The sequence below is a fragment of the Halalkalibacterium halodurans genome (genome assembly GCF_004376175.1).
In the GTDB taxonomy this organism is placed as follows: Bacteria; Bacillota; Bacilli; order Bacillales; family Bacillaceae_D; genus Halalkalibacterium; species Halalkalibacterium halodurans.
In genome coordinates this window covers 12,298-36,788 of record NZ_SNUY01000010.1, presented here as the reverse complement: position 1 = coordinate 36,788, position 24,491 = coordinate 12,298, and the positions used below count along the sequence as shown (strand labels likewise).

The window sequence follows — 24,491 nt, the reverse complement described above, 5'->3', positions numbered from 1 at the left end:
CCTTACGAGAGCAGTTTTTTTCGCTGTCTGATAAGCAATAATCCGAAGACAGGTGCGCCGACGATCGCAGTGATCACACCAATGGGTAGTTCGGTCGGTGCAATGACTGTCCGTGCGAATAAATCCGTTAAGGTAAGAAATCCAGCACCGATCATCATTGATAAAGGTAATAAGTGGCGGTGGTCGGGTCCAGCTACTAATCGGGTGATATGAGGAATAACCAAGCCGACAAAGCCGATTGTGCCTGAGACAGCAACAGCTGATCCCGTTAAAATAGAAGCCGAGATCAGGATCATATATTTACGCCTTTTGACGTTTACCCCTAAATGTTTGGCTGTTTCCTCTCCAAAGGCAAGGGCGTTTAGTTCCTTGCGATTAACCATTAACAAAAGGGCCCCAAAACAAAAACAAGGGACGAGCAATTTTACATAGTCCCAGCCCCGCATCGACACACTGCCTAAGAGCCAACCGATAATTTGTCGCAATTCCTCTCCTGTCAACGCAATCATGAGCGAAATGAGTGCCCCTAAAAACGAGCTAAATATGATTCCAGCTAAAATAATCGTCTCTGCTGACATGGAGCGCTGAACGAGCCTTGCGAACATAATCACGAGAAACAAGGTGGAAAATCCTGTAATAATCGCAACGACCGGTAGCGTAAAAAAGCCGAGAACCGGCAATTGAACGGCAAAAAACAGGACAAAGACGGCTCCTAGTGCTGAGCCTGACGAAACGCCGAGTGTATACGGATCAGCTAATGGATTTTTTAACAACCCTTGAAAAGCCGCCCCTGCAAGTGCGAGGCTCGCGCCGACAAAAACAGCGAGCAATACACGCGGTAAGCGAATGTTGACTACAATGCTCACCATTGTTTGGTCGACTCCACTGTCTACAGGCAAATGAAAGACGTATTGTCCAATAATCGCCAAAATGGTGAAAAAGGGAAGCTCCACACTTCCCTTTCCAATGCTAATGATGATGGCGACGAACAAAAAGATTGCGCTCGCTCCATACACGAAAAGCAAATTATTCCGCAAAAACGTCTGGATAAATGAGTTCCGCAAGCTTCTCTGCCCCTTGTACAAGTCGTGGTCCTGAGCGAGTCACTTCGTCTGAATGAACATCGTACACTCGCTCGTTCTCTACTGCAGGCACGCTCTGCCAGCCGTCACGCGCCATCACTTGTTTCTCTGGATCTTCAACGTAATAGCCATATGTTGTTATGATCACATCCGGTTGGAAGGCAACCGCCTCTTCCTCTGAGAACTGAACCCAACCTTCCACATCTCCCGCGGCATTGTCCGCGTTGATCAATGTGAGCATTTCATCTAAGAAGGTCCCTTTCCCTGTTGTATAGATTTCAGGCTCAGGAGAAACTTCAACCCAAACGTTTGCACGCTCTTCGTCTGTGATCGCCTCAGCCTTTTCAGCTAGTGCAGCAAAGCCTTCCTTCATGTCGCTAATGACGGTAGCTGCTTGCTCATCAGCACCTGTTGCTTCACCAATCATCGCTATCGAGTCGTACACTTCATCAATGCTAGACGCATCATGAACGACAACGACCGTAACTCCCGCTTCCCGAAGTTGGTTTAAACCGCCTTCGGATGAATGGGCACCTGATCCGTGGCTAAGGACAAGATCGGGCTCGAGTGCTAGCACTTGTTCTACGTCGAACTCCATACCGCCGACGCTCTGAATATCCTCAACTTCTTCCGGATAGTTGTCAAAATCAGTGCGGCCGACAACGGTGTCCCCTTTATCGATCGCAAATAATGTTTCGGTAATGCTCGGAATTAACGAGACGACTCGTTCTGGCTCTTCTTCAATCGTTACTTCATTTCCTAATGAATCTGTAATCGTCCGTGGGAATTCCCCACCCGCTTCTTCCTCTACTACATCTGTTCCTTGGTCATCCGCTGGAGCTTCAGGCTCGTCCGTGGTTGTGCCACACGCCACTAGACCTAGCGTCAAGAGCAAGGCCAGAAGCCATAACCGTACATTCGACTTCATCTACTGATCCCCTCTTTTCTCTATCGTACTAATCAATGGCGCTCGTCGCTGAAGGTGGTGGGCCACTAGCATAGAAAACTTGGCTTGTCGCCTAACCTTAATGGAAGTTAAACTTTCGTAAGTGAAAAAGAAAAACACTCCCTTCAGAGTGTTTTTGCAAAACCAGTCTAGATCCCATGCTATCTCCATGAAATCAAATGAACTGCTTCACCTTTTCCTCGAAGGCTACACACTCAAACTGAAAGGCAGGTCTCCTGACTTATGTTCATCGAGTACTTGCCCCCCTTCCCGTCGCTAGACAGTGGATCTTGCAAGCCTCTCCCATTTACAGTGGCGGGACCGTGTCGGATTTTCACCGACTTCCCTTTTCACGCTCAAACATTGAACGACCCTTCAGCGCGATATACGATTCATTGATAAGTCGTCTTTATTATACAAAAAATAACGCAAAAGAACAGCGTTTTTGCAAAAATCTACTCTTCGTGAACAGGCGGTGTAGACATTTTTTTCTTTCGGCGAACGAGAATGATCATGACAACTGCAATGACGACGAGTGGAAATAAAATCGGCGAAAACCCAATTAGCAAAACGACAAGCCCAGAGAAAAAGGCGATGATTCCATTTGTCGTATCCATAAATAGTTTCTTTGCGTTTGCCCACGTGTTTAACGTGTTTTGTCCTTGTAAGCTTCCTACTTCGATCCCACGATCTCTTATGGAAATGGTCATGGAAGCATATCGGACACGATCCTCTAAATAGTTCATCCGACCGACGAGCTGTTCAATCTCCTCCTGAACTTTCCCAAGATCATTGGAAACTTTTAATAAGTTTTCCGTTGAATCGGCTTCTTCCAAAAACGTGATTAATCGTTCTTCCATCACTCGCTTTGACTTAAGCCTCGCTTCTAAATCAACATATTCCTCCGTCACATCACTACCGCTTAATTGTTGATAATGAATGGTAAGACTCGTTTCTTTCACTTCTTGAACAAAATCATCTAACCGCTCTTGTGGGACTCGCGCCACAAGATAACCAGACGTATGACCGTCTTCATGTTCATTTTTAGACGATTCCACAATAAATCCACCGAGAGATTGAGCAGTCGACGTAAGCTGCTGCTCTGCCTCATCATACGACTCTACCTCTACCTCCATGTCTCCAGTGTAAATGATCATTCGTTCCATTCCCTCTGGAACAGCACTTCCTCTTTCCTCCGTTTCAATTTCCGTATCTAATTCTACCTTTTCAAGTGCAGCTTCTTCCTCCATTCCTTCCTCTGAGACCGAATAATCGGTAGCTACATTCATATCGACACCCTCCATATTCCCCGCATCAAACATTTCCATTTGCTCCGTATTGCTGCAACCTACGATGAATAATAGAAGCATAACACCGATGAGGCTCCCTACAATTTTTTTCATTTTCGTCATGACCCCCTCTTTTTATTGTGAAACGAATCATTCAGGAAAAGGGTTCCATCCTTTTTACAAACATGTTACATTGAATGAAAAAAGGAGAGAGAGTCATGACCATCGTGCACGCTGAAAAGAAAGATGCAAAAGAGATTCATTCCGTGCTTCATCAAGCGTTTGACGAATATCGTTACGCCACCCCACCGACCACTGCCTTACGAGAAGCGGTGTCCGATATCGAACAGGAATTAACATCAGGCACCCAAGTCCTCCTTTATAAGCATAACGATAAATGTGTAGGGATGGTAAAGTTTGTGGTTCATGATAAACAGCTTTATTTCTTCCGACTTTCCGTTATACCAGAAGCCCGAAACCAAGGAATTGCCCGCCGGCTCATAGACCATCTCATGACACTTGCGAAGGAACAAAAGTGTGCAACGGTTGTTTGTAAAGTGAGAGCGGACATGGGGCAAAATGTGGCTTTCTACGATTCGTTAGGCTTTGCGAACACAAAGGAAGAAATGATGGAAAGATCGGATGGTGCAAGACTTAACGTAATCACGATGGAGTATAAACTAGGAGGGAGATGAGAAGCTTGATTCGATCATTAATAGTCGAACAAGAATGGCTTGAGGCTTTCCCCCTCATCCGTCAGCTTCGTCCTCATTTAACCGAAGCTAGTTACTTAGAACTTGTCCATGAAGCGACAAAAAACGAAGGCTATCGAATGTTTGCCTTGGAGGTGGAAGACACCCTCTGTGCTGTCATTGGCTTTATGCCACAAACAACGCTTTATAACGGAAAAAGCATTTGGGTAACTGACCTTGTCACAGATGAACACCATCGATCAAACGGATACGGGCTCATGTTACTGGCTCATGTGGAAGCATGGGCCAAAACAAAAGGATACGAAGCCATTTCCCTGTCATCCAATGTTAGCCGAACCGAGGCCCATCGGTTTTATATGGAAAAAGGCGCTTACGATAAAGTGAGCTATGTTTTCAAAAAACGATTATAGGGGGAAAAAGAAGCTGACCTACGCATGAGAGAGGCGTTTGTCAGCTTCAATGTTTCTTATGGAACAAGATTATTCCTGTCGATTCTACAAAATGGTACGAGCATTCGGGAAAAAGGCTGTAAAGGTTGTCCCTTCTTGTTGTTTGCTGTGGACACTAATTTCTCCACTATGGGCATCAACAATATTTTTGACAATGGCAAGTCCAAGCCCAGTCCCACTTCTTCCTCTCGTCCGTGCTTTGTCCGCCTTATAAAACCGCTCGAATACGTACGGTAAATCTTCTTCCGGTATTCCTGTTCCTGTATCCGTTACGTCAATTTTCATACCGTTTTCCATCACATGACACGCGAGTTGCACCGTACCGCCTGGGTCGGTATGCCGTATCGCGTTAGATAGAAGATTGGTGAGAACTTGTTCGAGCCTGTCTGGGTCGACCTGGATCCGTTTCCCTTCATCCCCTCGATAGATGAAATCAAGGGTTAGTTGTTGTTCTTTCGCAAGTCCTTGGAACTTTCTTGTGATCCGTTCACAGAACGTTTTCACTTCAATCTCTTCATAATTTAAATCGATGTGGCCTGCTTCCATTCTTGCCAAATCGAGCAATTCATTAACAAGGCGCCCCATGCGTAGCGATTCATCGTAAATGATTTTCGCTAACTCTTTTTTTTCTTGATCCGTCCCGGCGATGTCATCAATGATTGCTTCACTATAGCCTTGAAGCATGGAAATCGGTGTTCGCAGCTCATGGGATACATTGGCGATAAAATCCTTTCGCAGCTTATCATGACGACGCTCCTCTGTCATGTCGCGAATAACGGCCACCGCTCCACGGACGTAAGAGTTATCGTAGAGAGGCGTCATAAGAATCGCCCAACTTCGCCCTTGAACATCTAATTCCGTCATCTGCTCCGATTCCAAGGCAACCACTTGCTGATAAAGTTGATGGATCGCTTGTGGCAGCTCATTTTTCTCAGAAGGAACTAATCCTTGTTCGTAATGCCATGCTTGAATAAATCGCTCAGCCGGAGGATTGGTTACCATCACCTTCCCACGCTTGTCAAGGGTAATCACACCGTCGGCCATGCTGCTCAAAATTCGGGAGAGCTGCTCTTTTTCCTGATTCAACTCCGTCACATTTCGATTCAACTCCCGCCGCATTCGGTTAAAAGCGATCGCGAGTTGACCAATTTCATCATGGGTTAAAATTGGAACCTTCGTATTGAATTTCCCTTGGGCAACTTCCAATGCCACTTGTCTCATCTTTCGAAGTGGCGAGGTAATTCGACTAGATAGGAAAAAAGCAAATACCGTTGTAAGCACGATGGCAATTCCCGCGGAGAAATAGACAATCCGTTTCGTTTCCGCTGACGTTTCTTCAATCGTGGCAAGTGGTTGATATAAAAACACAGCATCATTACCATCGTCCAAATGTAGGGGGATGCCGACGATCATCATTCCAGTATCAGAATCACCGCGGTAAAATTCGGAAAAATCATCTTCGGTCACGACCGCCCGCTCCCCTTGAAAAACTTGTGCCAACATCGGATGCTCGACAAAGACTTCGAGGGGCAAATTCACAAGACCTGCTTCCCCAGTGCTCCAGTAATTCGCTCTGTCTTCGATGATCACCACTTTTTTTTCAAACGCATTGGCATATTCAGTAATTGTCATTCGAGCAGTTACCCGATCATCGTATTCTTCGTAAATCGTGGCGATCATGTTCGCATGGTTAAGGAGCTGAGACTCAGCTTCATTCACATGAAAACGCTCAAAAAACTGAAGCAGCATGACCATCAACACTGTTAGAACGAAGGACACGAGCAAAATAATCGTAAACCATAACTTTCCGACGACGCTGCGCCAAAGCATTACTCTTTCACGACCTCAAATTTGTAGCCCACTCCCCAAACAGTCGAAATCATACTGGCCGCCTGTGGGGACACTCGGTTTAATTTCTCACGCAGTCGTTTAATATGCGTATCGACGGTGCGCAAATCCCCAAAGAAGTCATAGTTCCATACATCTTTCAATAGCTGCTCCCTTGAAAAGACTTTATCTGGTGACTGGGCTAAATAATAGAGAAGCTCGTATTCTTTCGGTGTTAAATTAATTTCTTGATCAGCCACCGTCACCCGGTGCGCATCATTGTCGATAGATAAATGCGGAAAAACGAGCACATCTTTCGCTTGCGTATCCGTCTGTAAAAACTTCGTTGAAGACGAGCGACGCAATAACGCTTTTACACGTAGGACCACCTCACGCGGACTGAATGGCTTCACAATATAGTCATCCGTTCCGACTTCAAACCCTTGAACGCGGTTGGCTTCTTCTCCTTTTGCTGTAAGCATAATGATCGGCGTTGCTTTTTGTTTGCGAAGCTTTTGACACACTTCAATTCCATCCATTTCAGGCATCATCAGGTCAAGTAAAATGACATCATAATCGAATGCAAGCGCTTTTTCGAGCGCTTCCTTTCCGTCTGATGCCTCTTCCACATCATAGGCTTCTCGTTCAAGGTACATTTTCAATAAGTTACGAATACGACCTTCATCATCAACGACTAAAATTTTTGCTTCTTTTTCCATCAAACAAACCTCCCCATCAACAGTTAAGCAACTTTACAAATAGTGTAACATACCTTTTTGAAAAAACCCCCGCCATTGTTTGCGGGGGTCGCCTTTACATGCCTCCTGCGTAAGAGTGCAGGCCTGCAATGACAAGATTGACAAACACTAAGTTAAACATAATGATCGCGAATCCGATAACACACAACCAAGCGGAACGCTCTCCATGCCAACCTTTTGACAAACGTAAATGCAAGTAGGCTGCATAGAACAAAAACGTAATTAATGCCCATACTTCCTTCGGGTCCCAACCCCAGAAACGCGTCCAAGCAATTTGCGCCCAGATCATCGCAAAGATTAGTCCTCCGAGCGTAAAGACAGGAAACCCAATCGCAATCGCTCGATAACTAATCTCATCTACGAGCTGTGGACTGACTCGCTTCACAATTGGTTGGAGAATGGCTCCGACCGGCTTTCGGAAAACGAGATAAAGTAAGAGATAGAGAACAAGTCCTACGAGGAATGACCAAATGACCGTATTCAACTGATCGCTCTTAATCCAAGCAGGCATATTAACGAGCGGTTGATTTCCCGTTTCCGAAATGAGCTGTCCTTCATGAGGACCTACGATCGGTGGCAAATGATATTCCATTGTCGCTTCGACATCATTTTCATTCACATAATTAAATTTCGCCTCATAGTTCATCGCCTGGAATGTATACGTAATTAATATAAATCCGACGACAGTAATGACACTATAAAGAATAAATTCTAACCAAAACGTCTTCCAGCTTTGGATGGAATAATCAATCGTCCGAATTAAATAAACAAGGCCCGAAGCAAAGCTAACCGCTAGTATCCCTTGTCCTAATGCGACCGTCGTTACATGGAGTGCAAGCCAGTTGCTTTGCAACGCCGGAATAAGAGGGGCAACCTCGCTCGGAAAAACCGAAGCGTATGCAATCATGAGCATCACGGTCGGCATCGTGAACAACCCTAATATGTTAGAACGATAGATGGCATTAATAATAACAAAGGCGAGGCCGATACAGATGCCAAAGAACGTTACATATTCAAACATGTTACTCACTGGCGCAAAACCAGCCACCATCCAGCGCGTGATAAAATAACCGAGGGCAAATAGCAACGCGATGATAGCGGAATAATACCCGAAGGTGCCCCAACGGTTCCCCTTCATTTCTCCTTCTTTATTGCGCCATTTTTTACCCATGATTGACACGGCATAAAAAATAGTCGCTGCAAGATAGAGGAAGAAGGCAACTAACAGGAAGTTACTACTCAGTGCTGCCGTCATTCGTTTGTTCCTCCTTTATCCTTTCCCAATTTCTTTTCTCGTTCAGAGTTCTTTTCCTTTTCTTCCAATTGATCAGACGGGGACCCTAATCCTGTCTCCGCAATCGCTTCATCAATTTCCTTATGAAGGGACGACCAATTTTTATTCGTGTGACCTGCGATCCAAACTTCACCGTTTACTCGTTGCAACCACACGCGGCGATGAGCCCAATAAGAGCCTTGGATCAAACCGACCATAAAAATGAAGCCCCCAACGAAAAGGAACGGAAGCGTATAGTCTTTTCGTACAGTCAACCCCGTTACGTGAGTCGTTTCAAGGTCAGCAAATTTCATCTCATACTGATTTTCACCTAACGGCTCTAAATTTTGCTGAACGGCGACAAAGCTTATTTCACCTTCTGGCGTTTCCGGCGTAATCATTTCAAAAATAAACCCTGGATTATCAGGAACACGCGATCGTGTAGATGGTACGTTTTGCTCATTTAACTCATAGTCCGGAAAATACTCACGAAGGATCACTTTCGCTCCGTTGCCAAGGTCGTACTCATCTTCAGGATTATTCAAATCGACATCAATTTGACCTAATGACTCTCCTGTTTCTTTCTTGTTTAACGTAAAGCTCATGACGCTAAATTCATGAAGCTTATAATCGATTTGATAGATGGATAAGCCCTCATATGACAACGGGTCATTTACGCGGATGTTGTGGCGCGCCACCTCTTGCAGCTCACTTGTTGCACCAACCGTTGCTCCTGGGTCCCGTTCATATAACACAGCTTCGGTTTCATAGTTTTTTGCAACTGCCCCGCCTGCCCGCTCAATCGCTTCAGCAAACAGCTCGTCCTCCTCATCATACAACTCTAGCGTAAAGCTCTCATTGCCAAGGTAATACTTACTGTTCGTTCCTGGCACGACCATTACTTCACCTTCGCGAATCCACATGTTTTCATCCACATACATCCCGGGGAAGAAACGAAACATACAGCCCATTAAAAAGATGATCAAGCCAATATGGTTCACGTAAGGACCCCACCGGGAGAAGCGCCCTTTTTCCGCTAGTAGATTGCCGTTTTCTTCGCGAACTTTGTACTTTTTCTCCTCAAGCCGAGCCTTCACCGTTTCAAGCACGCCATCCACATTGTTAACGTTTGATGTGCCGAACAAACGTTGCCGCTTTAAAAAGTTTTCATGTCGCGTAACACGTTGCGTCTTTAACGCCCGATAAAGAGGGACGACCCGGTCAAGGCTACAGATGATCAGTGATACACCAAGGGCCGCAATAAGCGCCATGTACCACCATGATCCGTATAAATTATGAAAGCCTAATTGATAATAAATCTGCCCTAAAACGCCATACTCTTCCGCGTAGTGTGTTTCTGGTCTGACGTTCGATGGAATGTACATTTCCTGCGGGAAAATCGTCCCGAATATGGATGCGACTAACGTTAACACGATGATCCAAATCCCGACCTTTACCGATGAGAAGAACATCCAAATTTTATCGATAAAAGTAGTCGTGTAGGTTTGTGAACGGCGCGCCACCCCTTCGTAGCGCATGTTCAAAAGCCCTTTTTGATCATCATTTTCTTCCACGGGCTTTCCGCATGATTCACAGAGAACCGTCCCAAATGGGTTTACGTGGCCGCATTCACATTTTACTTTATTCATGTCGGACACCTCAATTGTCTTTCTAAGCTTCAGGTTTAATGAGTTCCATGAACTCCTCCACCATTTGTTCCGTCATGCCACCTGTGTGAACTTTGACGATTTCGCCATGTTCGTTAATTAAGATCGTTGTCGGTAAAGGGCGAATTCCGTAAGCATCGATGACATTAAGCCCTTTATCGATCACAATCGGAAAGGAAAGTCCGTAGCGGTCGACAAAGCGTTGAACCGTAAGCTCTGGTTCATTAGCATTCACCGCAATAATCTCTACACCTTGCTCCTTATATTCTCCATACAATTTTTCCATGTGAGGCATTTCCCGTTCGCAAGGCGGACAGTATGTCCCCCAAAAATTCAGAAATACCCCTTTCCCTTCTAGCTCGCGAAGCTCAATGCTCTCTCCTTCTAAATCTTCCAAAACGAAGTTAACCGCCTGCTCACCAGCACGAGCTAAGCTTCGGTCAGCAAAAAAGTTTGAATAAAACGTGTAGCCTAATGCAACTGAAATAACGGCTAAAATAGACAATCGCATCCAAAATCGCTTTCGCTTATCCATCCTTGTCTCTCCCCTTTGCTACAAAATAAGGACTAATGAATTGACTTCTTCCATTATAACGTCGTCCCACATTACTGTTGGCTTTCCTTTATGACTTTTTCGTGACAGCTAATTCCCGTAAGTGCTTGACTTCAATTGGCTTCAGTGGACGGACATCCCCTGGATTCATTCCCGACAAATCTAAAAAGGCAAACTGCTCTCGTTTTAGCTTCATTACCTCACAACCGATCGTTTCAAACATTCGCCGCACTTGGCGATTTCGCCCCTCATGAATCGTAAGCTTGACGATCGCTGTTTGTTTTCGACGATCCACTGACAGCATTTTTACTTTAGCTGGAGCCGTCGGACCATCCTCAAGCTTCACCCCTCTGGCGAGCAGCTTAAGTTGATCTCGGGTCGGGATTCCTTTCACTTTTGCCACATACACCTTTTCGATTTTATGTCTCGGATGCATGAGCAAGTTGGCAAATTCCCCATCATTCGTCAAGAGAAGGAGGCCTGACGTATCATAGTCAAGGCGACCAACAGGATATACGCGCTGCTCAATTTCAAGAAAATCGGTGACCACTTTTCGTCCTTTATCATCTTTTACGCTTGAGATGACACCGGTCGGCTTGTAAAGAAGAAAATAAACTGGTTCCTCCTTCTCAACTGGTACCCCTTCGACTTCGATGTCATCTTGATTCGGGTTTACTTTGATCCCTAGTTCTTTTACGACTTGTCCGTTGACTTTGACTTTCCCTTCTAAAATCAACTGTTCTGCTTTCCGTCTTGAGGCAATGCCTGCCTGTGCAATCACTTTTTGTAAACGTTCCATGTTAACACCTCATTTATCATCATAGCTTCTTCCGTTCTTGTCTTCAAGTCTACCGCTTGATTCTCGTTCCATTCCATCTGCTGATTATATAAGAGAAATGTTCACATACTTTAGTATGATGAACAAGTTAAAGCATTTCGTTTTTTCTGCAAGGAAAAAAGCATGGCCAACCGCCATGCTTTTCTATCATGCCATTAAATAGAGCCAAAAACAATCGTGACGACGACAATGGCTGCAATAATCCCTACCACATCAGCTAATAACCCTACCTTTAACGCGTCACCCATTTTTTTTATCCCAACCGCTCCAAAATATACGGTTAGCACATAAAAGGTTGTATCTGTACTTCCTTGCATCGTTGCCGCCAATCGACCGATGAATGAATCAGGTCCATAGGTGGCAATAAGATCAGATGTCATTCCTAACGCACCCGTTCCAGAAATCGGCCGAATGAACGCAAGTGGGACAACTTCAGAGGGGACCCCAATCGCACTTAAAAAAGGGTTCATTGCAGAAATTACCGCATCCATTGCCCCAGAAGCCCGAAAGACAGAAATCGCAACGAGCATGCCGACCAAGTATGGAATAATCGAAACGGCCATGCCAAAGCCTTCCTTCGCTCCTTCCACAAATGTTTCGTACGTAGGGACCTGCTTGTACGTTGCTACAACTAGGATCGTTCCAATCAAACCAGGAATCATCCAGATAGACACGGTCGTGAGCCATTCCATTATTCTCTCCCCTTTCGTACCCGCCGATAATAGAAGAAGCGATCAATCGCAATGGCACCTACCGTTGAGCACGCCGTAGCTACAAGAGTCGTACCTACGATATCCGTCGGGGACACCGACCCGTAATTCATCCGAATCGAAATAACAGTTGTCGGAATTAGTGTAATACTTGCCGTATTAATCGCTAGCAAAGTGATCATGGAACGGCTAGCAGAGTCCTTTCCCCCATTTAGCTCCTTCAATTGCTCCATCGCTTTTATTCCCATCGGTGTAGCTGCGTTCCCTAAACCGAACATGTTCGCTGACATGTTGGATAAAATATAACCCATAGCAGGATGATCAGGAGGGACTTCAGGAAATAGCCTTTTTGCAACAGGTCGCATCAGACGCGACAAGCCTTTTAACAGCCCTGCTTGTTGGGCAACTCTCATAAGTCCTAGCCAAAACACGAGAATACTAATGAGACCGATGCATATGGCAACGGCCTCCTTCGCCCCAGTAAAAATCGCTTCATTCACTTCTTCCATCGTGCCGTTTATTGCGGCAAACACGATTCCGATGACGAGCATCCCTACCCAAATATAGTTAATCACTGCTTCTCACTCCGATCGTTAATGAGAAGATCTCTTTAAACTTAGACCAGAACCCTTTTGACTTGGGCTCTGTTCCTTTGTAATACAAAGGTGTTTCAGTTAGCACATGTCCATCGAGAAAAAACGACATTTTCCCGATGGGGCTTGGTAGATTGAGAGGTTCCCTTCGATCCTTAGGTGGGCGGTAAAGGGTAATTTCTTTCCGAACCTTCTCCCTCTCCTCTTCCGTTAGTGGATAAACAACGTCATGGGATGCGTATACTTGACCAGCGTAAAACTCATCCTTCAGTCCTTTTACTTTTCCTTCCTCGAGTAATTCTGTCATCCCAAAAGTATGAAAAGCCCAGTTAAATAAATTCATATGATCATGCCAATCAGAAGGAGCATTTAACGTGACAACAATCAAATCTAAGTCATCCTTGCTTGCAGTCGAGACAAGTGTTCTCTTCGCCCGCTTTGTATAGCCTGTTTTTCCACCTGTGGAATATTTATAAAGCTGGGTCAGTAAGCGATTTTTGTTTTTCCAAACACGGATTTGCTCCCCGTTATCGACCCGATGTGTTTTCGTTCCACTGATTTCTTGATACGTTTCATTGTTCATCGCATAGCGTGTCAAAAGTGCCATGTCATAGGCGGAAGAATAATGATCCTCATGATCATCGAGCCCGTGCGGATTTTGAAACACGGTGTTCGACATCCCTAACTCCTCGGCTTTTTGATTCATCATATAAACAAAACCATCCATACTTCCTCCTACATGTTCCGCAATCGCCACAGCTGCATCATTCCCACTGCGTAGCATCAAACCATAGACGAGGTCTGATAGCTTTATTTTTTCCCCTGCTCGCAAATAAAGAGAAGATCCTTCCGTACCTTCCGCATTTGAAGAGACTTTCACCCACTCGTCCATTTTCCCAGACTCAATCGCTAAAAGCGCAGTCATGATTTTCGTAATACTCGCAATTCGTAATGACGTATGGGCGTCTTTCTCATAGAGAACTCTTCCTGTTGACTGCTCCATTAAAATGGCAGCTTGTGCGGATACGGAAGCAGGTTCAGTTGTTTCTGCACTAACACGCTCTGGAATGCCGACGGAAAGGGTGACGAATAAACTTATTGCGATTAACCAAAATCTTCTCAATCTGATCCCCGCCTATTGTTCATTTGTATTTGTACAAGTGTATGCACCGCAAGGATTGGTATGAATGGTTTGTACAAAAATGTCGTGCTGTAACCATAAAAAAGATGAACCACGTATTCCCATGGTTCACCCAAATTACCGGACATATGGAGAGACGACGTTTTCCACTTGTTGCATCGTTTCCGCACACCTACTATATACCTTTGCGTTCGTTCGATTTGTGCTTGTTAATGCAGCATAGGCTAAATCGGCCTGCGCTTTTTTAATCGATTCACGAAGCAGTGGTAGCTCATTTACAGGTTTAGGGGTAATGTCATCATTGTACAAGTCGACATAAAGCTGACCATTTTGATCCATTTCAGCAAGAAACACGTTGCCCAACAACACCTCTTGTTTTTCTAGCTCTGCTTTCAGCCATTCACGAGTGACTCCACGTTTCTGCAAGGCGCTATCTACGATTTGACCATTTTGAATGACCGTCATAGGTGGCTGTCGCCTTCCTTGTTTTCCGGTTGAAGCAGCTTCAGAATATCTTCCTTCTTTGAGAAAAACCGTTAATGCGCCGTTCGTCTCTAGCTGCGCCCATTCCACATCAGAAAGCTGAAAAATGTTCTTTTCCCGAAGCTTTCGCATAAAGTCTTCTGCTGTTAGCTTTTGCTTGTGTAAAACATCTTCTTTTATTTTTCCCTTTTCCACTACCGTCTCTGGTTGACCAGCAAAAAACTTGAGGGCGCCCCCATGTTTCCCCTGCAACCGGTGCGCTCCTAAAAACACAGCGCTCCAAAGAAGAAGCGCAACGAAAAACGGCATAAACGGTACAGTCAAGAGAAAGGATCCGATACTAGCGATTCCTGCTAATGCGATGATCATGGCTCCTTGAAATAAACTAACGTCTTGAAACGACCGTCTTCCATAAGCTTTGAACACCAAAAAAAGAACAATGATTGAACAAACACTCCGTATGAACGCTTCCAACCAACCAGCCAAAGCTGTCCCTCCTCTGTTCTTCACCGATTGTTTGCTTGTCTCTCTAGTGTTTCCAACTCACGAATGACACGTCTTGTGAGCAAGGCAGCTTGATGATAATCTGCATGTACCTGATGATCATCGGTTTTTAATGAAAGGCCCGTTAGCGTTGCATCAATCCCTTTTAGCAACGCTAGCCATTCACGGTGTGAAGCATTAGTGTCCTCCATCTCAAACCCCTTACCCTTTAGGTTTAAATAATAGTGCTGCGATAAAACCGAATATGATCGCGGAAGAAATCCCGGCACTCGTCACTTCAAAAATACCTGTAATCACCCCAATAATTCCGTTACGTTGTGCCTCGGAAATGGCACCGTGTACGAGGGCGTTACCAAAGCTCGTAATCGGCACAGTCGCTCCAGCTCCTGCAAAATCAATCAACGGTTCGTATAAACCGACACCATCTAAGACCGCACCTGCTACAACGAGACTACTCATCGTATGTGCAGGCGTTAATTTTCCCACATCCATTAAAAGTTGACCAATGACACAGATGAGCCCGCCAACGATAAATGCCCATAAAAAGATCATGCCAATGCACCTCCAGCCTCAATCGAAACAGCGTGAGCAATGCAGGGAATCGTTTCATTTTGTTGGTAAGACAATGGCGATAGTAACGCCCCTGTTGCTACGATTAACATGCGGTTAATCTCACCTTTTTTCATGCGATTTAACAAGTGACCATATGTGACACTCGCCGAACAACCGGAACCACTACCTCCCGCCAAAACAGGCTGTCCATCCCGGTAAATCATCAAACCACAATCATTCAATTGCCCATCGTTAAAAGAATATCCTTTTTGTTCGAGCATCTCCTTAACAATAGGTAAGCCGATTTTTCCGAGGTCACCCGTAGCAATTAAGTCATAATAGTCGGGTCCGACTCCTCGCTCCTGAAAGTGCATCTCAATCGTATCAGCTGCCGCTGGTGCCATCGCTTCTCCCATATTAAAGGGGTCGCTCAAGCCCATATCTACAACCTTGCCAATCGTAGCTGATGTTACAACAGGTCCACTTCCCACCTTCGCAACAACTCCAACTCCAGCTGCAGTTGCTGTCCATTGGGTTGTCGGTGGCTTTTGTGCTCCATATTCTGTCGGATAACGAAATTGTTTCTCGATCGCTGCATTGTGACTGGTTGAACCGGTCAATACATAGTTTGCTCCACTATGATTAATCACGAACGCAGCTAGGGCTAACCCTTCCATCGAAGTGGAACATGCTCCAAACAAGCCGAAATAAGGAATGCATAGCGATCGACACGCAAAGCTAGTCGACGTCATTTGATTAAGTAAATCGCCAGCGAATACAAATTGGATATCATCATTTTGTATACCCGCCTTTTCTATCGCCGTCTTCGCCGCTTCTTCAATAAGTACTTTTTGCGCTTTTTCAAAAGAATCTTCACCGAGCCACATATCTTCAAACAAAATATCGAAATCATCAGCTAATGGGCCATTCGCTTCAAACGGACCAGCCGTTGCCGCACTTGAAAGAATGACGGGACGGTTTTCAAATTCCCATGTTTGCCTTCCTTTTAACATTAGTGTCCTACACCTCCCGTCACGAGCGTATGAATGATGCCAATAATAAAGGCGGCAAACGTACCGAATACAATGACCGAACCCGCCACCTTGAACATGTTACTTCCAACACCGAGTACGTACCCTTCCGTTCGGTGCTCGATTGCTGCCGAGGCGATGGAATTCGCAAAACCGGTAACAGGAACTGCTGTCCCCGCCCCAGCATATTGGGCCATTCGATCGTATACACCTAACCCTGTTAAGAGGGCCGAAAGGAAAATTAATACAGCGATCGTTGGGTCCCCTGCCGTTTTCTCGGTAAAATCAAAATAGGTCATAAAAAACGTCATTAGCAATTGGCCAATCAAGCTAATGAGACCACCAATGAAAAACGCTCGAATGCAATTTTTGAAAACAGGTCGTTGAAGCTCATACTTTTGTGCAAGATCCTGATATTGCTGCTGTTCAGGGGTTAACGATTGCTTGTTGTTTCCACCCATTCGTACATTTCCTCCTTTTATCATTTCATTAATTCCTCAAGCTCTCCAAGTCGTTTTTTTAGACGGCCTTTACTAATCGTTCGCTTTTGCAGCTGCTGCTCTAGTTTTTCAAGCTCCATGTAAATCTTTTTATCCGTTGAAAAGTAAACGGTTGCGTCTGGGTGACGTTTTTTAATCCGCTCAAAACCTTCTTTCCGAATGCCTTCTAGATTAAAACGGGAACGGTGCCTTACCTGTGGCGCTACGTAAATTTTGTCCTCCAAAGACACACCTTTTACATTAACTACTTCTTCCATCGATGCAATCACCTGCTTTGCCTGATCAGCATTAGTTTGATCCGCAACAGCATCATGCCCAACCATCATTGGTCGAACTTGATCTCTTTGACCGCAAGCAACTAGTCCGGTAATGATCACACAGAGGCATGTTAGGATCATCAATTGTTTAACTCTCACTTTGTTCACCCCCATCATTCATTGAACTCAGTTTCTACACACAATATTTTGTATCTATTCGTTTCACATTTAGGATGAATGGAAATGAACGGATTATTACTTGAAATATATGTAAAACAAAAGAGCTTGATATGATAGAAGGAGAATACATGGAAAGAGTTGATGGAAATGTTCTATTTTCTACTAATGCTATGTGCAGGACAAATACTGATCATTTTCCTTCTCATGTGGAAAGTACGCCGATTGACGATCGCTCTCCAAAAAGCAAAACTCATTGAAGAAAAAGAGGCTGACCTTGCCCAGCATCGTCTATATCAAGAGGAAGCTGCTTATGTGATGACCTTAATGTACGAAATTCGCTCAGCTGTCGCTAAGCAAGAGCAAGCGCTCCATCGTCGCGCGCTTGAACGGACACAACGGGCGCTACCGTTCTCGATAAAAAAGCTTCGTCTTCTTTTTACTGAGGAAGAGGTCCACACGATCCAAACATTTTGGCAGCATTATGAGACCTACCTAAGAAAACATTGGCTAACAGAAAAAGGTAAGATAAAATCTGTGTTTCGAGGAGCACCCCATCTCCCTAATTCTGAATATGGCCAAATGGTCATCGCCTCTAAAAACATTCTCCCTATCTTCGATGAGCTTCTTTCTAATCTCAACTCTTCCTCATAAAACGACGTAAAGCAGTGCACACTAAATCACGCTCATATTTCCATTAAAAGAGATTAGCCACGGTGTTTGATGACACCGTGGTCATTTTGACCATAACACCTTAGAGGGGTGAGATCGTGAACACCAATTTTGTAGCGTTGTCCGTTGAGCTTTTCGTTGGCTTTTGGGCTCTTCTTGTTTTAATGAAAGTGCTTGGAAAAAGTCAGATTAACCAACTCACCCCTTTTGATTTCATCTCAGCTCTCGTCTTAGGTGAGCTCCTAGGAAATGCCATTTACGACAAAGATATCGGCATCCTTTATGTCCTTTATGCCATTAGTGCCTGGGGTTTGCTCATCTATACAGTCGAAATCATCACACAAAAGTTTCCGATTACAAGGCCTTTTTTAGAAGGATCACCAAAACTGATTATTAACGATGGGAAGATCATGTATCACGAGTTGAAACGTAGCAAGCTAGATATTGATCAACTTGCGATGCTGCTTAGAGAAAAAGAGGTGTTTTCAATTCGGGAGGTTCACTACGGTATTCTTGAGCCGAACGGTTCCATTAGCGTTGTGAAAAAACAAGGCTACCAAACGACAAATGGTCAGTTAACCTACAAAACATTACCTATTGTCGTTGTAGCCGATGGTGTGTTAAACGAACAGAACCTAGAAAAAGCGGGAATGACAAAAGAGGCGTTTAACGACTCTTTACGCAAGCAAGGTATTTCTAACTATAAATCGGTGCTTTATGCAGAATATCTTTCGGAAGACGGATGGGAGATTCAAACCTATTAAGGAACGAAGAGAAAGGAGTGGCCCAGCATGATAAGGAGAGTGTGTTTGATTGGTATCTGTTGTTTGTTTATCGTCACAAGCTGCCAAAATCGAGAGCCGCAGGGAGCCTCAATTCAAGGAAAAGATTTTGCACAGTCAACAGAAAAGTCGGTGATCATGGTGATGATCGATTCGATGACGGCAGACCTTTTAGATGCTGCCAAAGAAGAAGGCATCATTCCAGGGTTATCGTTTTTAATGGAGAACGGTACATATTTTGACGAACTGATTGCCCCGTTCCCTTCCATGTCGGTTGTCATTGAGAGCACACTTATTACAGGATCACTGCCAGATGAACATAAGGTTCCAGGACTTGTTTGGTATCATGCGGAGGAAGATCGTCTCGTCGATTATGGCTCTACACCAGAAACCTATATGAAATTAGGATTAAATCGAGTCCTTTTTGACGACCTAAGCAACTTGAACAACCGTCATTTGAGTAAAGATGTACCGACAATCCATGAAATCTTGCAGGATAGTCAAATGTCAACTGGTTCCGTAAATGCCCTTGTTTACAGGGGGAATACTTCTCATAAAGTGAATTTGCCTGAGCCATTTGACACATGGATGCAAGGACAGCCATTTGAAACGAAAGGACCTGACTTGTTATCCTTTGGAACGATCATCGAACCGAATGTCATTCAAGCTAAAGAGCTGGATGATGATCACTTTCTCGACCTTTACGGGCTCAACGATTCCTACGGTACAGCGGTCGTTCGTACACTGATTGAAAAAAACGAACAGCCTCAGTTTTTGTTTTTGTTCATGCCGGACTTTGACCAAGCCACTCACGACCATGGGCAATTGAACCTTGAAGATTTTGAAAAAGTCGATCATGCGTTCCAAGACATTTTAAATAGCTATGATAGCTGGGAGCAAGCTTTGGAAGAAAACATTTTTATCGTCATTGGCGACCATGGACAGTCGCAAATTGCTTCTACAGCAAGCGATGCCATCATACCTCTTCCTACCCTTTATGAGGAGTATGAGATTGCCTCCTTAATGGACGCTCCTAGTGACGGTGAAATTGTGATTGCGAACAACCATCGAATGGTTTACGTCTATTCGTTTCAACCTGCACATTCCTTTGATACACTCGCAAACGAAGCCCTTGAGGATCTACGAATTCAATTTGCTGCTTATTTAGAAGACGACGAGCTTGTGATTAAAGCTCCTGAACATAAGGAACCGCTCAAGGTTAAGAAGGGAGGTTCTTGGATTGATCCGTATGGACAGACGTGGACTATTGAGGGGAATGAACAAATTGGTGATGTATTTTTCGATCATGACTGCAAGCGGATTATGTACGGCGAAAACCCAGACCTCTTTAACCAACTCTTCCATGCGTTAGACAGCCATACATCTACTCTTGTGTTAACGGCGAAGCCAGGTTATATTTTTGAATCGGAAGGAGCTCCCGCCCACATCGGTGGAGGGGAGCACGGAGGGATTCATGAAGAGGATACGAAAGCCGCGATGATTATCGCAGGAACAGACAAGGCGCCAGCTCACCTGCGAATGGTCGATCTGAAAGATTTTATTATCAGACTCATGACAGAAGAAAATTAATATGGGATCCAGCGTAACTGTTTAGCTGCGTTGTATCGTTTTTCAACAGCATCCCAGTTGACGACATTCCACCAATTTTCAATGTAGTCTTTTCGCTCATTTTTATATTGTAAATAGTACGCATGTTCCCACACATCCAGAGGGAGAAGCGGGATGGCATCTTGTTGTGACAAGTTTTGATGAAACTCCGCCTGCAAAATTTCCAGTCGATGAGCACGAGGTGCCCAAACGAGAATCGCCCATCCGACTCCCTCTACTTTTTCAGCCGCTTGGGAAAAATGATTTTTAAACCGGGCAAAGCTACCGAAATCCCGTTCGATTTGTCGACGCAATTCTCCCTTCGGTTCCCCGCCCCCGTGAGGAGACATCACCTCCCAAAAAATCGAATGCAAATAATGACCCGCTCCATTAAAAGCGGCCTCCCGTTCCCAATGCTTGATCAGCTGAAAATGATTCGTCCGTCTCGCTCTCTCCATTTCCTTCTCGGCTTTATTTAGTCCATCGACATAGCTCTGGTGATGCTTCTGATGGTGCAACCGCATAATTTCTCGGTCAATATAAGGCTCCAATGCTTCATACGGATACGGTAATGGTGGCAGCCGGTGCCCGCCAATCGGCACAGGTCGCCGCATACCGTTACTTCCTCCTGCCTCTGTCTGTTCGCTAAAAAGCCTTGCCCACTCCTCATACAGGTGCTCCGCTAACTCCCCAATTTCCGTTGGCTCCCCATCATTTTGTAGTTGTTCCTTCAATCGTTCTAACGTTTCTTCAAATAAAAAGGTGTCTACACTTTCTGATCGGAGCAACGCCTTGTTTTGATTCCACGCCTCCTCTACACGGTTTACCCATGCATGTAGCTGCCCCCATTCTATGCTCATTGAAGAACCTCCCTTTTTTCTTCCATTCATGTCACCATATGTGGTTAGGTCTTGGCCTATGAAAAAAAGGTTCATAGTTTCGACTTTTCCCTCATACGTTGAATCGAGAAAAAGGAGGTCATATGTATGCAAGGGTATGAGAAGGTTGCTTTGTTTGAGCACCGCTTCTGGTTACAAGTATTGGGCGATCATGCTAGGTTCATTCGCGATTCTCTTTCGGTGAAAGAGGAAGATCATATCGAGCGGGCGCAAATGTTTATTGATATCTTCGATCGTTTGCTTGAAGAGAGCAAGCAGCCTCTAACGGGAGAAAGGCTGTTTCAACTAACGACATCTGCCCACGAGCAAGCGGGAGCGATTCGATCGTTTAAGCTTCAGCTCATTCGTGAGCATTTAGTCAACCAAATTACGATCGAGCTGTCCCCGACATTTTTAAACCATATGGTGAACGAAGTAGAGGAATATTTACGTCTATTGCCATACTTAGAAAATCAACAAATCCCGCCTAAAACACATCCCCTTCATCACCACTTAGTTTGGCTATTGGATGCTGCTGGACACGCAGGTGGCCTTTCCAATTCGATGGACTTAACCGAAAAAAAGTTAAAGGAAAAAAGTGATGAATTTACGGTAAGGTTTGAACAATATTATATTAAAGCGGTGGAAATGGCCGGTTATTTACGAGCGAACGTTGAGCAATTCCCTGCCCTACAACGCTTTAACGAGGATGTCCAACTAGAAATCGTTCTATTTCAGACCTTTTTAGATGAACTTGAAGAGATGGAGCTATCCAATCGCTTGCTTGGAACATTGGATGCTTTAATGGCGGATCACATGTTTCGCGAAGAATGCTACTACTTGATGAAGCTAGCGGAAGTGACAGAGCTCCACCCACCAGACTGTGATCCGACAAAGCCGCGTACGAAAACATAGATGGACCAACATTCAAAAAGCTGTGCTAAGTCGCTGGATTCGCTTCGTTTCGACTTTAGCACAGCTTTTCTTTTTATTCTTCTTGAAACAAGCTTCCTTGTTCCATTTGTTGAAAAAACAAATCGGCTTCCTCTCCTATGGAGGATTCATCAATATCTTCTGGTAATGGCGGTAGTTCTTTCAATGACTTTAAGCCGAAATGATCAAGAAATTGAGGTGTTGTCCCGTACAAAATCGGCCGCCCCGTTCCTTGTGCCCGCCCGACTTCTTTGATGAGTAATCGAGACGTTAACGTTTGGATCGCTTTCTCCGATTTCACCCCACGGACCTCATCAACCTCGATTCGCGTAATCGGTTGCCTGTAGGCGATAATCGCTAACGTTTCTAATGCGGCTTGGGACAACCCTGACTGCAATGTTGATAACGCTAGCTTCTTAAAATAAGGAGCCAATTCAGGTTTTGTTGAAAGACGAAAGGCATGGGCCACCTCTTCAATTCGGAGGCCGCGCGCCTCATCCGTATAGGAAAGGCGCAGTTCCTCAAGTGCTGCATAGACGACATCTGTGCTTAATTCAAGCAAATCGCAAAGCTCCTCGAGCGTCACGCCCTCATCTCCCCGCACGAACAAGATCCCCTCAATGGCTGCTTGAAGCTCTTTCAATGTCACGATTCTTCCCCTCTCTTCGGTAAATCCAAATGTCGGCAAAATTTTCGTTCTGCTCGCAATAGATCGCGTCCGTTTTCATTAATTCCAGCATTGCTAAAAATGTGACAACCATATGGCCACGCCCCTTTTCAACAAAAAGATCCTGAAACCGGCATTTCCCGTTGCACTTTTCTAAATCTATCAAAATATCCGTCATCCGTTCATCGATCGAATATTCTTCAACCTTGACCGTACTCGTTCTTGGTCTGCTATACGCTCTTCGCTTCAACAACTTTTGATAGGCAGCAAGCATGTCAAAAAGAGTCACCCCTTGAATGGACTGTCGCTGTCTTTCTTCCTCTGTTAAATAGTCATCCAAGTTGTCGGGTAACCTCGTATGTACTTGGGATCGCTCCCCTTCTTTTTCCTTTAGCTCTTGTGCCGCTTCTTTGTAGCGCCTATACTCAATGAGCCGGAACATTAACTCCTCACGCGGATCTTCCTCTTCATACTCAAACGTCTCATCAAAAATTTCCTCCTGTTTTGGCAATAACATTTTGCTCTTGATTTGCAGCAAGGTCGCGGCCATCACCAAATATTCACTCGCCACATCTAGCTGAAGCTCTTGCATCGTGTGGATATATGCCATATATTGTTCTGTAATTAACGCCACAGGAATATCATAAATATCTACTTCCGCTTGATTAATTAAATGTAACAGTAAATCAAGAGGCCCCTCAAACGTATCAAGTTTTACACTGTATGGATTCATTTCATCACCGTTAAGTTCGTTGGACTAGTGGGATTATATCATAACTTCCCATCCAACGGGAGTTTCGTTTCATGTAAATAGAAGTAAAATGCCTACATCCTATGTTAGACTATTGTTAGAGTTTTTAGATAGAGTGGAGTGAATAGCTATGTACGACGAAGCCTTCCATGAATATCTTGTGTATTTTCACGGATTTCGAGATTACTTTGAATGCCATGAAGTGCTAGAAGAGCGTTGGAAGCAAGACCCACCAGGCAGGCGAAAGCCTCATTGGGTGGCGCTCATCCAAATTGCTGTAGGGCTCTACCACGAACGGAGAGGCAACGAAGACGGGGCCAGAAAAATGTATAAAAACGCCCTTCGCCTCATTTCAATCGAGCATGCCCCATTACAGGAGCTAGGCCTTGATCCAGAGAAACTATCGGCCCTAGTGCAAAACCATCTGGACTTATTAGGCAAACGCCCTTTTTTCGACATGAATCTACCGCTAGCGCCAGATGTCCTTCAGTACGCCCAAGCAAAATGTCGCGAATGGGGAGGGGTTTGGGGTATCGACAGTGACTTGACGAATATACAGCTTATCGAAAAGCACTCCACTCGAGACCGGAGTCAAGTTATTTCCGAGCGTCAAAGACAATTAACATTGCGAGATGAGCAGCGTAAAGAAAATGAGACTCGTGGATGAACGATGGGACCTTCTTGGTCTATATAAAGCGCTGTGACCCTTTCTCTTTCATAATCAAAACCACCAGTGTGAACTGGTGGTTTGCTCTTCGGCTAAAAGCCTTTGTTGCCGGCCTCGGCCTAAAAGGCCCACCGAATTGGTTTCCCTTCTGCACCACATTTACTCACCGATTCTAAAGAATCTCTTATTT

28 protein-coding genes and 1 riboswitch are annotated in these 24,491 nt (G+C 44.8%); of the genes, 7 read left to right on the top strand and 21 right to left on the bottom strand.

The window, feature by feature from the left end; genetic code table 11:
- Positions 1-2 precede the first annotated feature (2 nt).
- The 3 genes from E2L07_RS05120 to E2L07_RS05110 form a co-directional block, all read right to left on the bottom strand.
- Complete coding sequence (locus E2L07_RS05120; protein WP_134229003.1) at positions 3-1,064, bottom strand: FecCD family ABC transporter permease; 1,062 nt, start codon at positions 1,062-1,064, stop codon at positions 3-5.
- Positions 1,027-2,010, bottom strand: coding sequence for an ABC transporter substrate-binding protein (locus E2L07_RS05115; protein ID WP_010897748.1), 984 nt, complete (start codon positions 2,008-2,010; stop codon positions 1,027-1,029). The genes E2L07_RS05120 and E2L07_RS05115 overlap by 38 nt, the downstream gene beginning before the upstream one ends.
- Before the next feature lie 227 nt (positions 2,011-2,237).
- Positions 2,238-2,419: riboswitch (cobalamin riboswitch) on the bottom strand.
- Between the two features lie 64 nt (positions 2,420-2,483).
- Positions 2,484-3,431, bottom strand: coding sequence for a DUF4349 domain-containing protein (locus E2L07_RS05110; protein ID WP_166740021.1), 948 nt, complete (start codon positions 3,429-3,431; stop codon positions 2,484-2,486).
- A 104-nt stretch (positions 3,432-3,535) separates the two neighbouring features.
- On the opposite strand from E2L07_RS05110, the gene E2L07_RS05105 reads away from it, so the two are divergent.
- Both E2L07_RS05105 and E2L07_RS05100 read left to right on the top strand, forming a co-directional pair.
- Positions 3,536-4,012: a GNAT family N-acetyltransferase gene (locus E2L07_RS05105; RefSeq protein ID WP_166740020.1), complete on the top strand. Its 477-nt coding sequence runs from the start codon at positions 3,536-3,538 to the stop codon at positions 4,010-4,012.
- Entirely contained in the window at positions 4,009-4,440 is a 432-nt protein-coding gene (locus E2L07_RS05100) for a GNAT family N-acetyltransferase (RefSeq protein WP_053431408.1), read from the top strand. The genes E2L07_RS05105 and E2L07_RS05100 overlap by 4 nt, the downstream gene beginning before the upstream one ends.
- 84 nt (positions 4,441-4,524) lie before the next feature.
- Here E2L07_RS05100 and E2L07_RS05095 read toward each other — a convergent pair whose 3' ends face one another.
- The 15 genes from E2L07_RS05095 to E2L07_RS05025 all read right to left on the bottom strand — a co-directional run bounded on the left by E2L07_RS05095 (position 4,525) and on the right by E2L07_RS05025 (position 17,325).
- Positions 4,525-6,309 (bottom strand): ATP-binding protein, encoded by a 1,785-nt coding sequence (locus E2L07_RS05095; protein WP_053431409.1) that lies wholly within the window; start codon positions 6,307-6,309, stop codon positions 4,525-4,527.
- Positions 6,309-7,025, bottom strand: a complete 717-nt coding sequence (locus E2L07_RS05090) for a response regulator transcription factor (RefSeq protein WP_134229000.1) — start codon at positions 7,023-7,025, stop codon at positions 6,309-6,311. The genes E2L07_RS05095 and E2L07_RS05090 overlap by 1 nt, the downstream gene beginning before the upstream one ends.
- A gap of 94 nt (positions 7,026-7,119) precedes the next feature.
- Positions 7,120-8,319 (bottom strand): c-type cytochrome biogenesis protein CcsB, encoded by a 1,200-nt coding sequence (gene ccsB, locus E2L07_RS05085; RefSeq protein WP_010897742.1) that lies wholly within the window; start codon positions 8,317-8,319, stop codon positions 7,120-7,122.
- Entirely contained in the window at positions 8,316-9,986 is a 1,671-nt protein-coding gene (gene resB / locus E2L07_RS05080; protein WP_010897741.1) for a cytochrome c biogenesis protein ResB, read from the bottom strand. Before resB ends, ccsB begins: the two co-directional genes overlap by 4 nt.
- A gap of 22 nt (positions 9,987-10,008) precedes the next feature.
- A complete protein-coding gene (gene resA / locus E2L07_RS05075) occupies positions 10,009-10,539 on the bottom strand; it encodes a thiol-disulfide oxidoreductase ResA (protein ID WP_010897740.1) in 531 nt (176 codons plus the stop codon).
- 88 nt (positions 10,540-10,627) lie between these two features.
- A complete protein-coding gene (locus E2L07_RS05070; protein WP_010897739.1) occupies positions 10,628-11,356 on the bottom strand; it encodes a pseudouridine synthase in 729 nt (242 codons plus the stop codon).
- Positions 11,357-11,550: 194 nt separating this feature from the next.
- Positions 11,551-12,087, bottom strand: a complete 537-nt coding sequence (locus E2L07_RS05065) for a spore maturation protein (RefSeq protein WP_010897738.1) — start codon at positions 12,085-12,087, stop codon at positions 11,551-11,553.
- Positions 12,087-12,680: a nucleoside recognition domain-containing protein gene (locus E2L07_RS05060; protein ID WP_010897737.1), complete on the bottom strand. Its 594-nt coding sequence runs from the start codon at positions 12,678-12,680 to the stop codon at positions 12,087-12,089. The genes E2L07_RS05065 and E2L07_RS05060 overlap by 1 nt, the downstream gene beginning before the upstream one ends.
- The gene (locus E2L07_RS05055) at positions 12,673-13,821 is read right to left on the bottom strand and encodes a D-alanyl-D-alanine carboxypeptidase family protein (RefSeq protein WP_134228999.1); all 1,149 of its coding nucleotides are present in this window, start codon (positions 13,819-13,821) and stop codon (positions 12,673-12,675) included. The genes E2L07_RS05060 and E2L07_RS05055 overlap by 8 nt, the downstream gene beginning before the upstream one ends.
- A gap of 135 nt (positions 13,822-13,956) precedes the next feature.
- A complete protein-coding gene (locus E2L07_RS05050) occupies positions 13,957-14,808 on the bottom strand; it encodes a DUF421 domain-containing protein (RefSeq protein ID WP_053431411.1) in 852 nt (283 codons plus the stop codon).
- A 20-nt stretch (positions 14,809-14,828) separates the two neighbouring features.
- Positions 14,829-15,017 (bottom strand): DUF1657 domain-containing protein, encoded by a 189-nt coding sequence (locus tag E2L07_RS05045; protein ID WP_134228998.1) that lies wholly within the window; start codon positions 15,015-15,017, stop codon positions 14,829-14,831.
- 10 nt (positions 15,018-15,027) lie between these two features.
- Positions 15,028-15,378: a stage V sporulation protein AE gene (gene spoVAE / locus E2L07_RS05040; RefSeq protein ID WP_010897733.1), complete on the bottom strand. Its 351-nt coding sequence runs from the start codon at positions 15,376-15,378 to the stop codon at positions 15,028-15,030.
- A complete protein-coding gene (gene spoVAD / locus E2L07_RS05035; RefSeq protein ID WP_134228997.1) occupies positions 15,375-16,391 on the bottom strand; it encodes a stage V sporulation protein AD in 1,017 nt (338 codons plus the stop codon). Before spoVAD ends, spoVAE begins: the two co-directional genes overlap by 4 nt.
- Positions 16,391-16,870 carry a stage V sporulation protein AC gene (spoVAC, locus tag E2L07_RS05030; protein WP_010897731.1) on the bottom strand — a complete coding sequence of 160 codons (480 nt, stop codon included), beginning with the start codon at positions 16,868-16,870 and terminating at the stop codon, positions 16,391-16,393. The genes spoVAD and spoVAC overlap by 1 nt, the downstream gene beginning before the upstream one ends.
- Positions 16,871-16,890: 20 nt before the next feature.
- Positions 16,891-17,325, bottom strand: a complete 435-nt coding sequence (locus tag E2L07_RS05025; protein WP_233443886.1) for a YhcN/YlaJ family sporulation lipoprotein — start codon at positions 17,323-17,325, stop codon at positions 16,891-16,893.
- A gap of 168 nt (positions 17,326-17,493) precedes the next feature.
- Here E2L07_RS05025 and E2L07_RS05020 point away from each other — a divergent pair, with 168 nt between their 5' ends.
- From E2L07_RS05020 to E2L07_RS05010, 3 genes are all read left to right on the top strand, one after another.
- Positions 17,494-17,997, top strand: a complete 504-nt coding sequence (locus tag E2L07_RS05020) for a hypothetical protein (RefSeq protein WP_134228996.1) — start codon at positions 17,494-17,496, stop codon at positions 17,995-17,997.
- 116 nt (positions 17,998-18,113) lie between these two features.
- Complete coding sequence (locus E2L07_RS05015; RefSeq protein WP_134228995.1) at positions 18,114-18,779, top strand: YetF domain-containing protein; 666 nt, start codon at positions 18,114-18,116, stop codon at positions 18,777-18,779.
- Between the two features lie 27 nt (positions 18,780-18,806).
- On the top strand, positions 18,807-20,387 hold the full coding sequence (locus E2L07_RS05010) for an alkaline phosphatase family protein (RefSeq protein WP_134228994.1): 1,581 nt from the start codon (positions 18,807-18,809) through the stop codon (positions 20,385-20,387).
- Here E2L07_RS05010 and E2L07_RS05005 read toward each other — a convergent pair.
- Complete coding sequence (locus E2L07_RS05005; RefSeq protein ID WP_053431414.1) at positions 20,384-21,265, bottom strand: superoxide dismutase; 882 nt, start codon at positions 21,263-21,265, stop codon at positions 20,384-20,386. The two genes, E2L07_RS05010 and E2L07_RS05005, sit on opposite strands and share 4 nt — an antisense overlap.
- A gap of 126 nt (positions 21,266-21,391) precedes the next feature.
- On the opposite strand from E2L07_RS05005, the gene E2L07_RS05000 reads away from it, so the two are divergent.
- Complete coding sequence (locus E2L07_RS05000; RefSeq protein ID WP_053431415.1) at positions 21,392-22,198, top strand: DUF2935 domain-containing protein; 807 nt, start codon at positions 21,392-21,394, stop codon at positions 22,196-22,198.
- A gap of 73 nt (positions 22,199-22,271) precedes the next feature.
- Here E2L07_RS05000 and scpB read toward each other — a convergent pair whose 3' ends face one another.
- Together scpB and E2L07_RS04990 are read right to left on the bottom strand one after the other, a co-directional pair.
- Positions 22,272-22,865, bottom strand: a complete 594-nt coding sequence (scpB, locus tag E2L07_RS04995) for an SMC-Scp complex subunit ScpB (protein WP_134228993.1) — start codon at positions 22,863-22,865, stop codon at positions 22,272-22,274.
- Positions 22,834-23,616 (bottom strand): segregation/condensation protein A, encoded by a 783-nt coding sequence (locus tag E2L07_RS04990; RefSeq protein ID WP_053431416.1) that lies wholly within the window; start codon positions 23,614-23,616, stop codon positions 22,834-22,836. The genes scpB and E2L07_RS04990 overlap by 32 nt, the downstream gene beginning before the upstream one ends.
- 148 nt (positions 23,617-23,764) lie before the next feature.
- Between E2L07_RS04990 and E2L07_RS04985 the strand changes: the two genes are divergently transcribed.
- Positions 23,765-24,301 (top strand): DUF309 domain-containing protein, encoded by a 537-nt coding sequence (locus E2L07_RS04985; protein ID WP_053431417.1) that lies wholly within the window; start codon positions 23,765-23,767, stop codon positions 24,299-24,301.
- Positions 24,302-24,491: the final 190 nt, after the last annotated feature.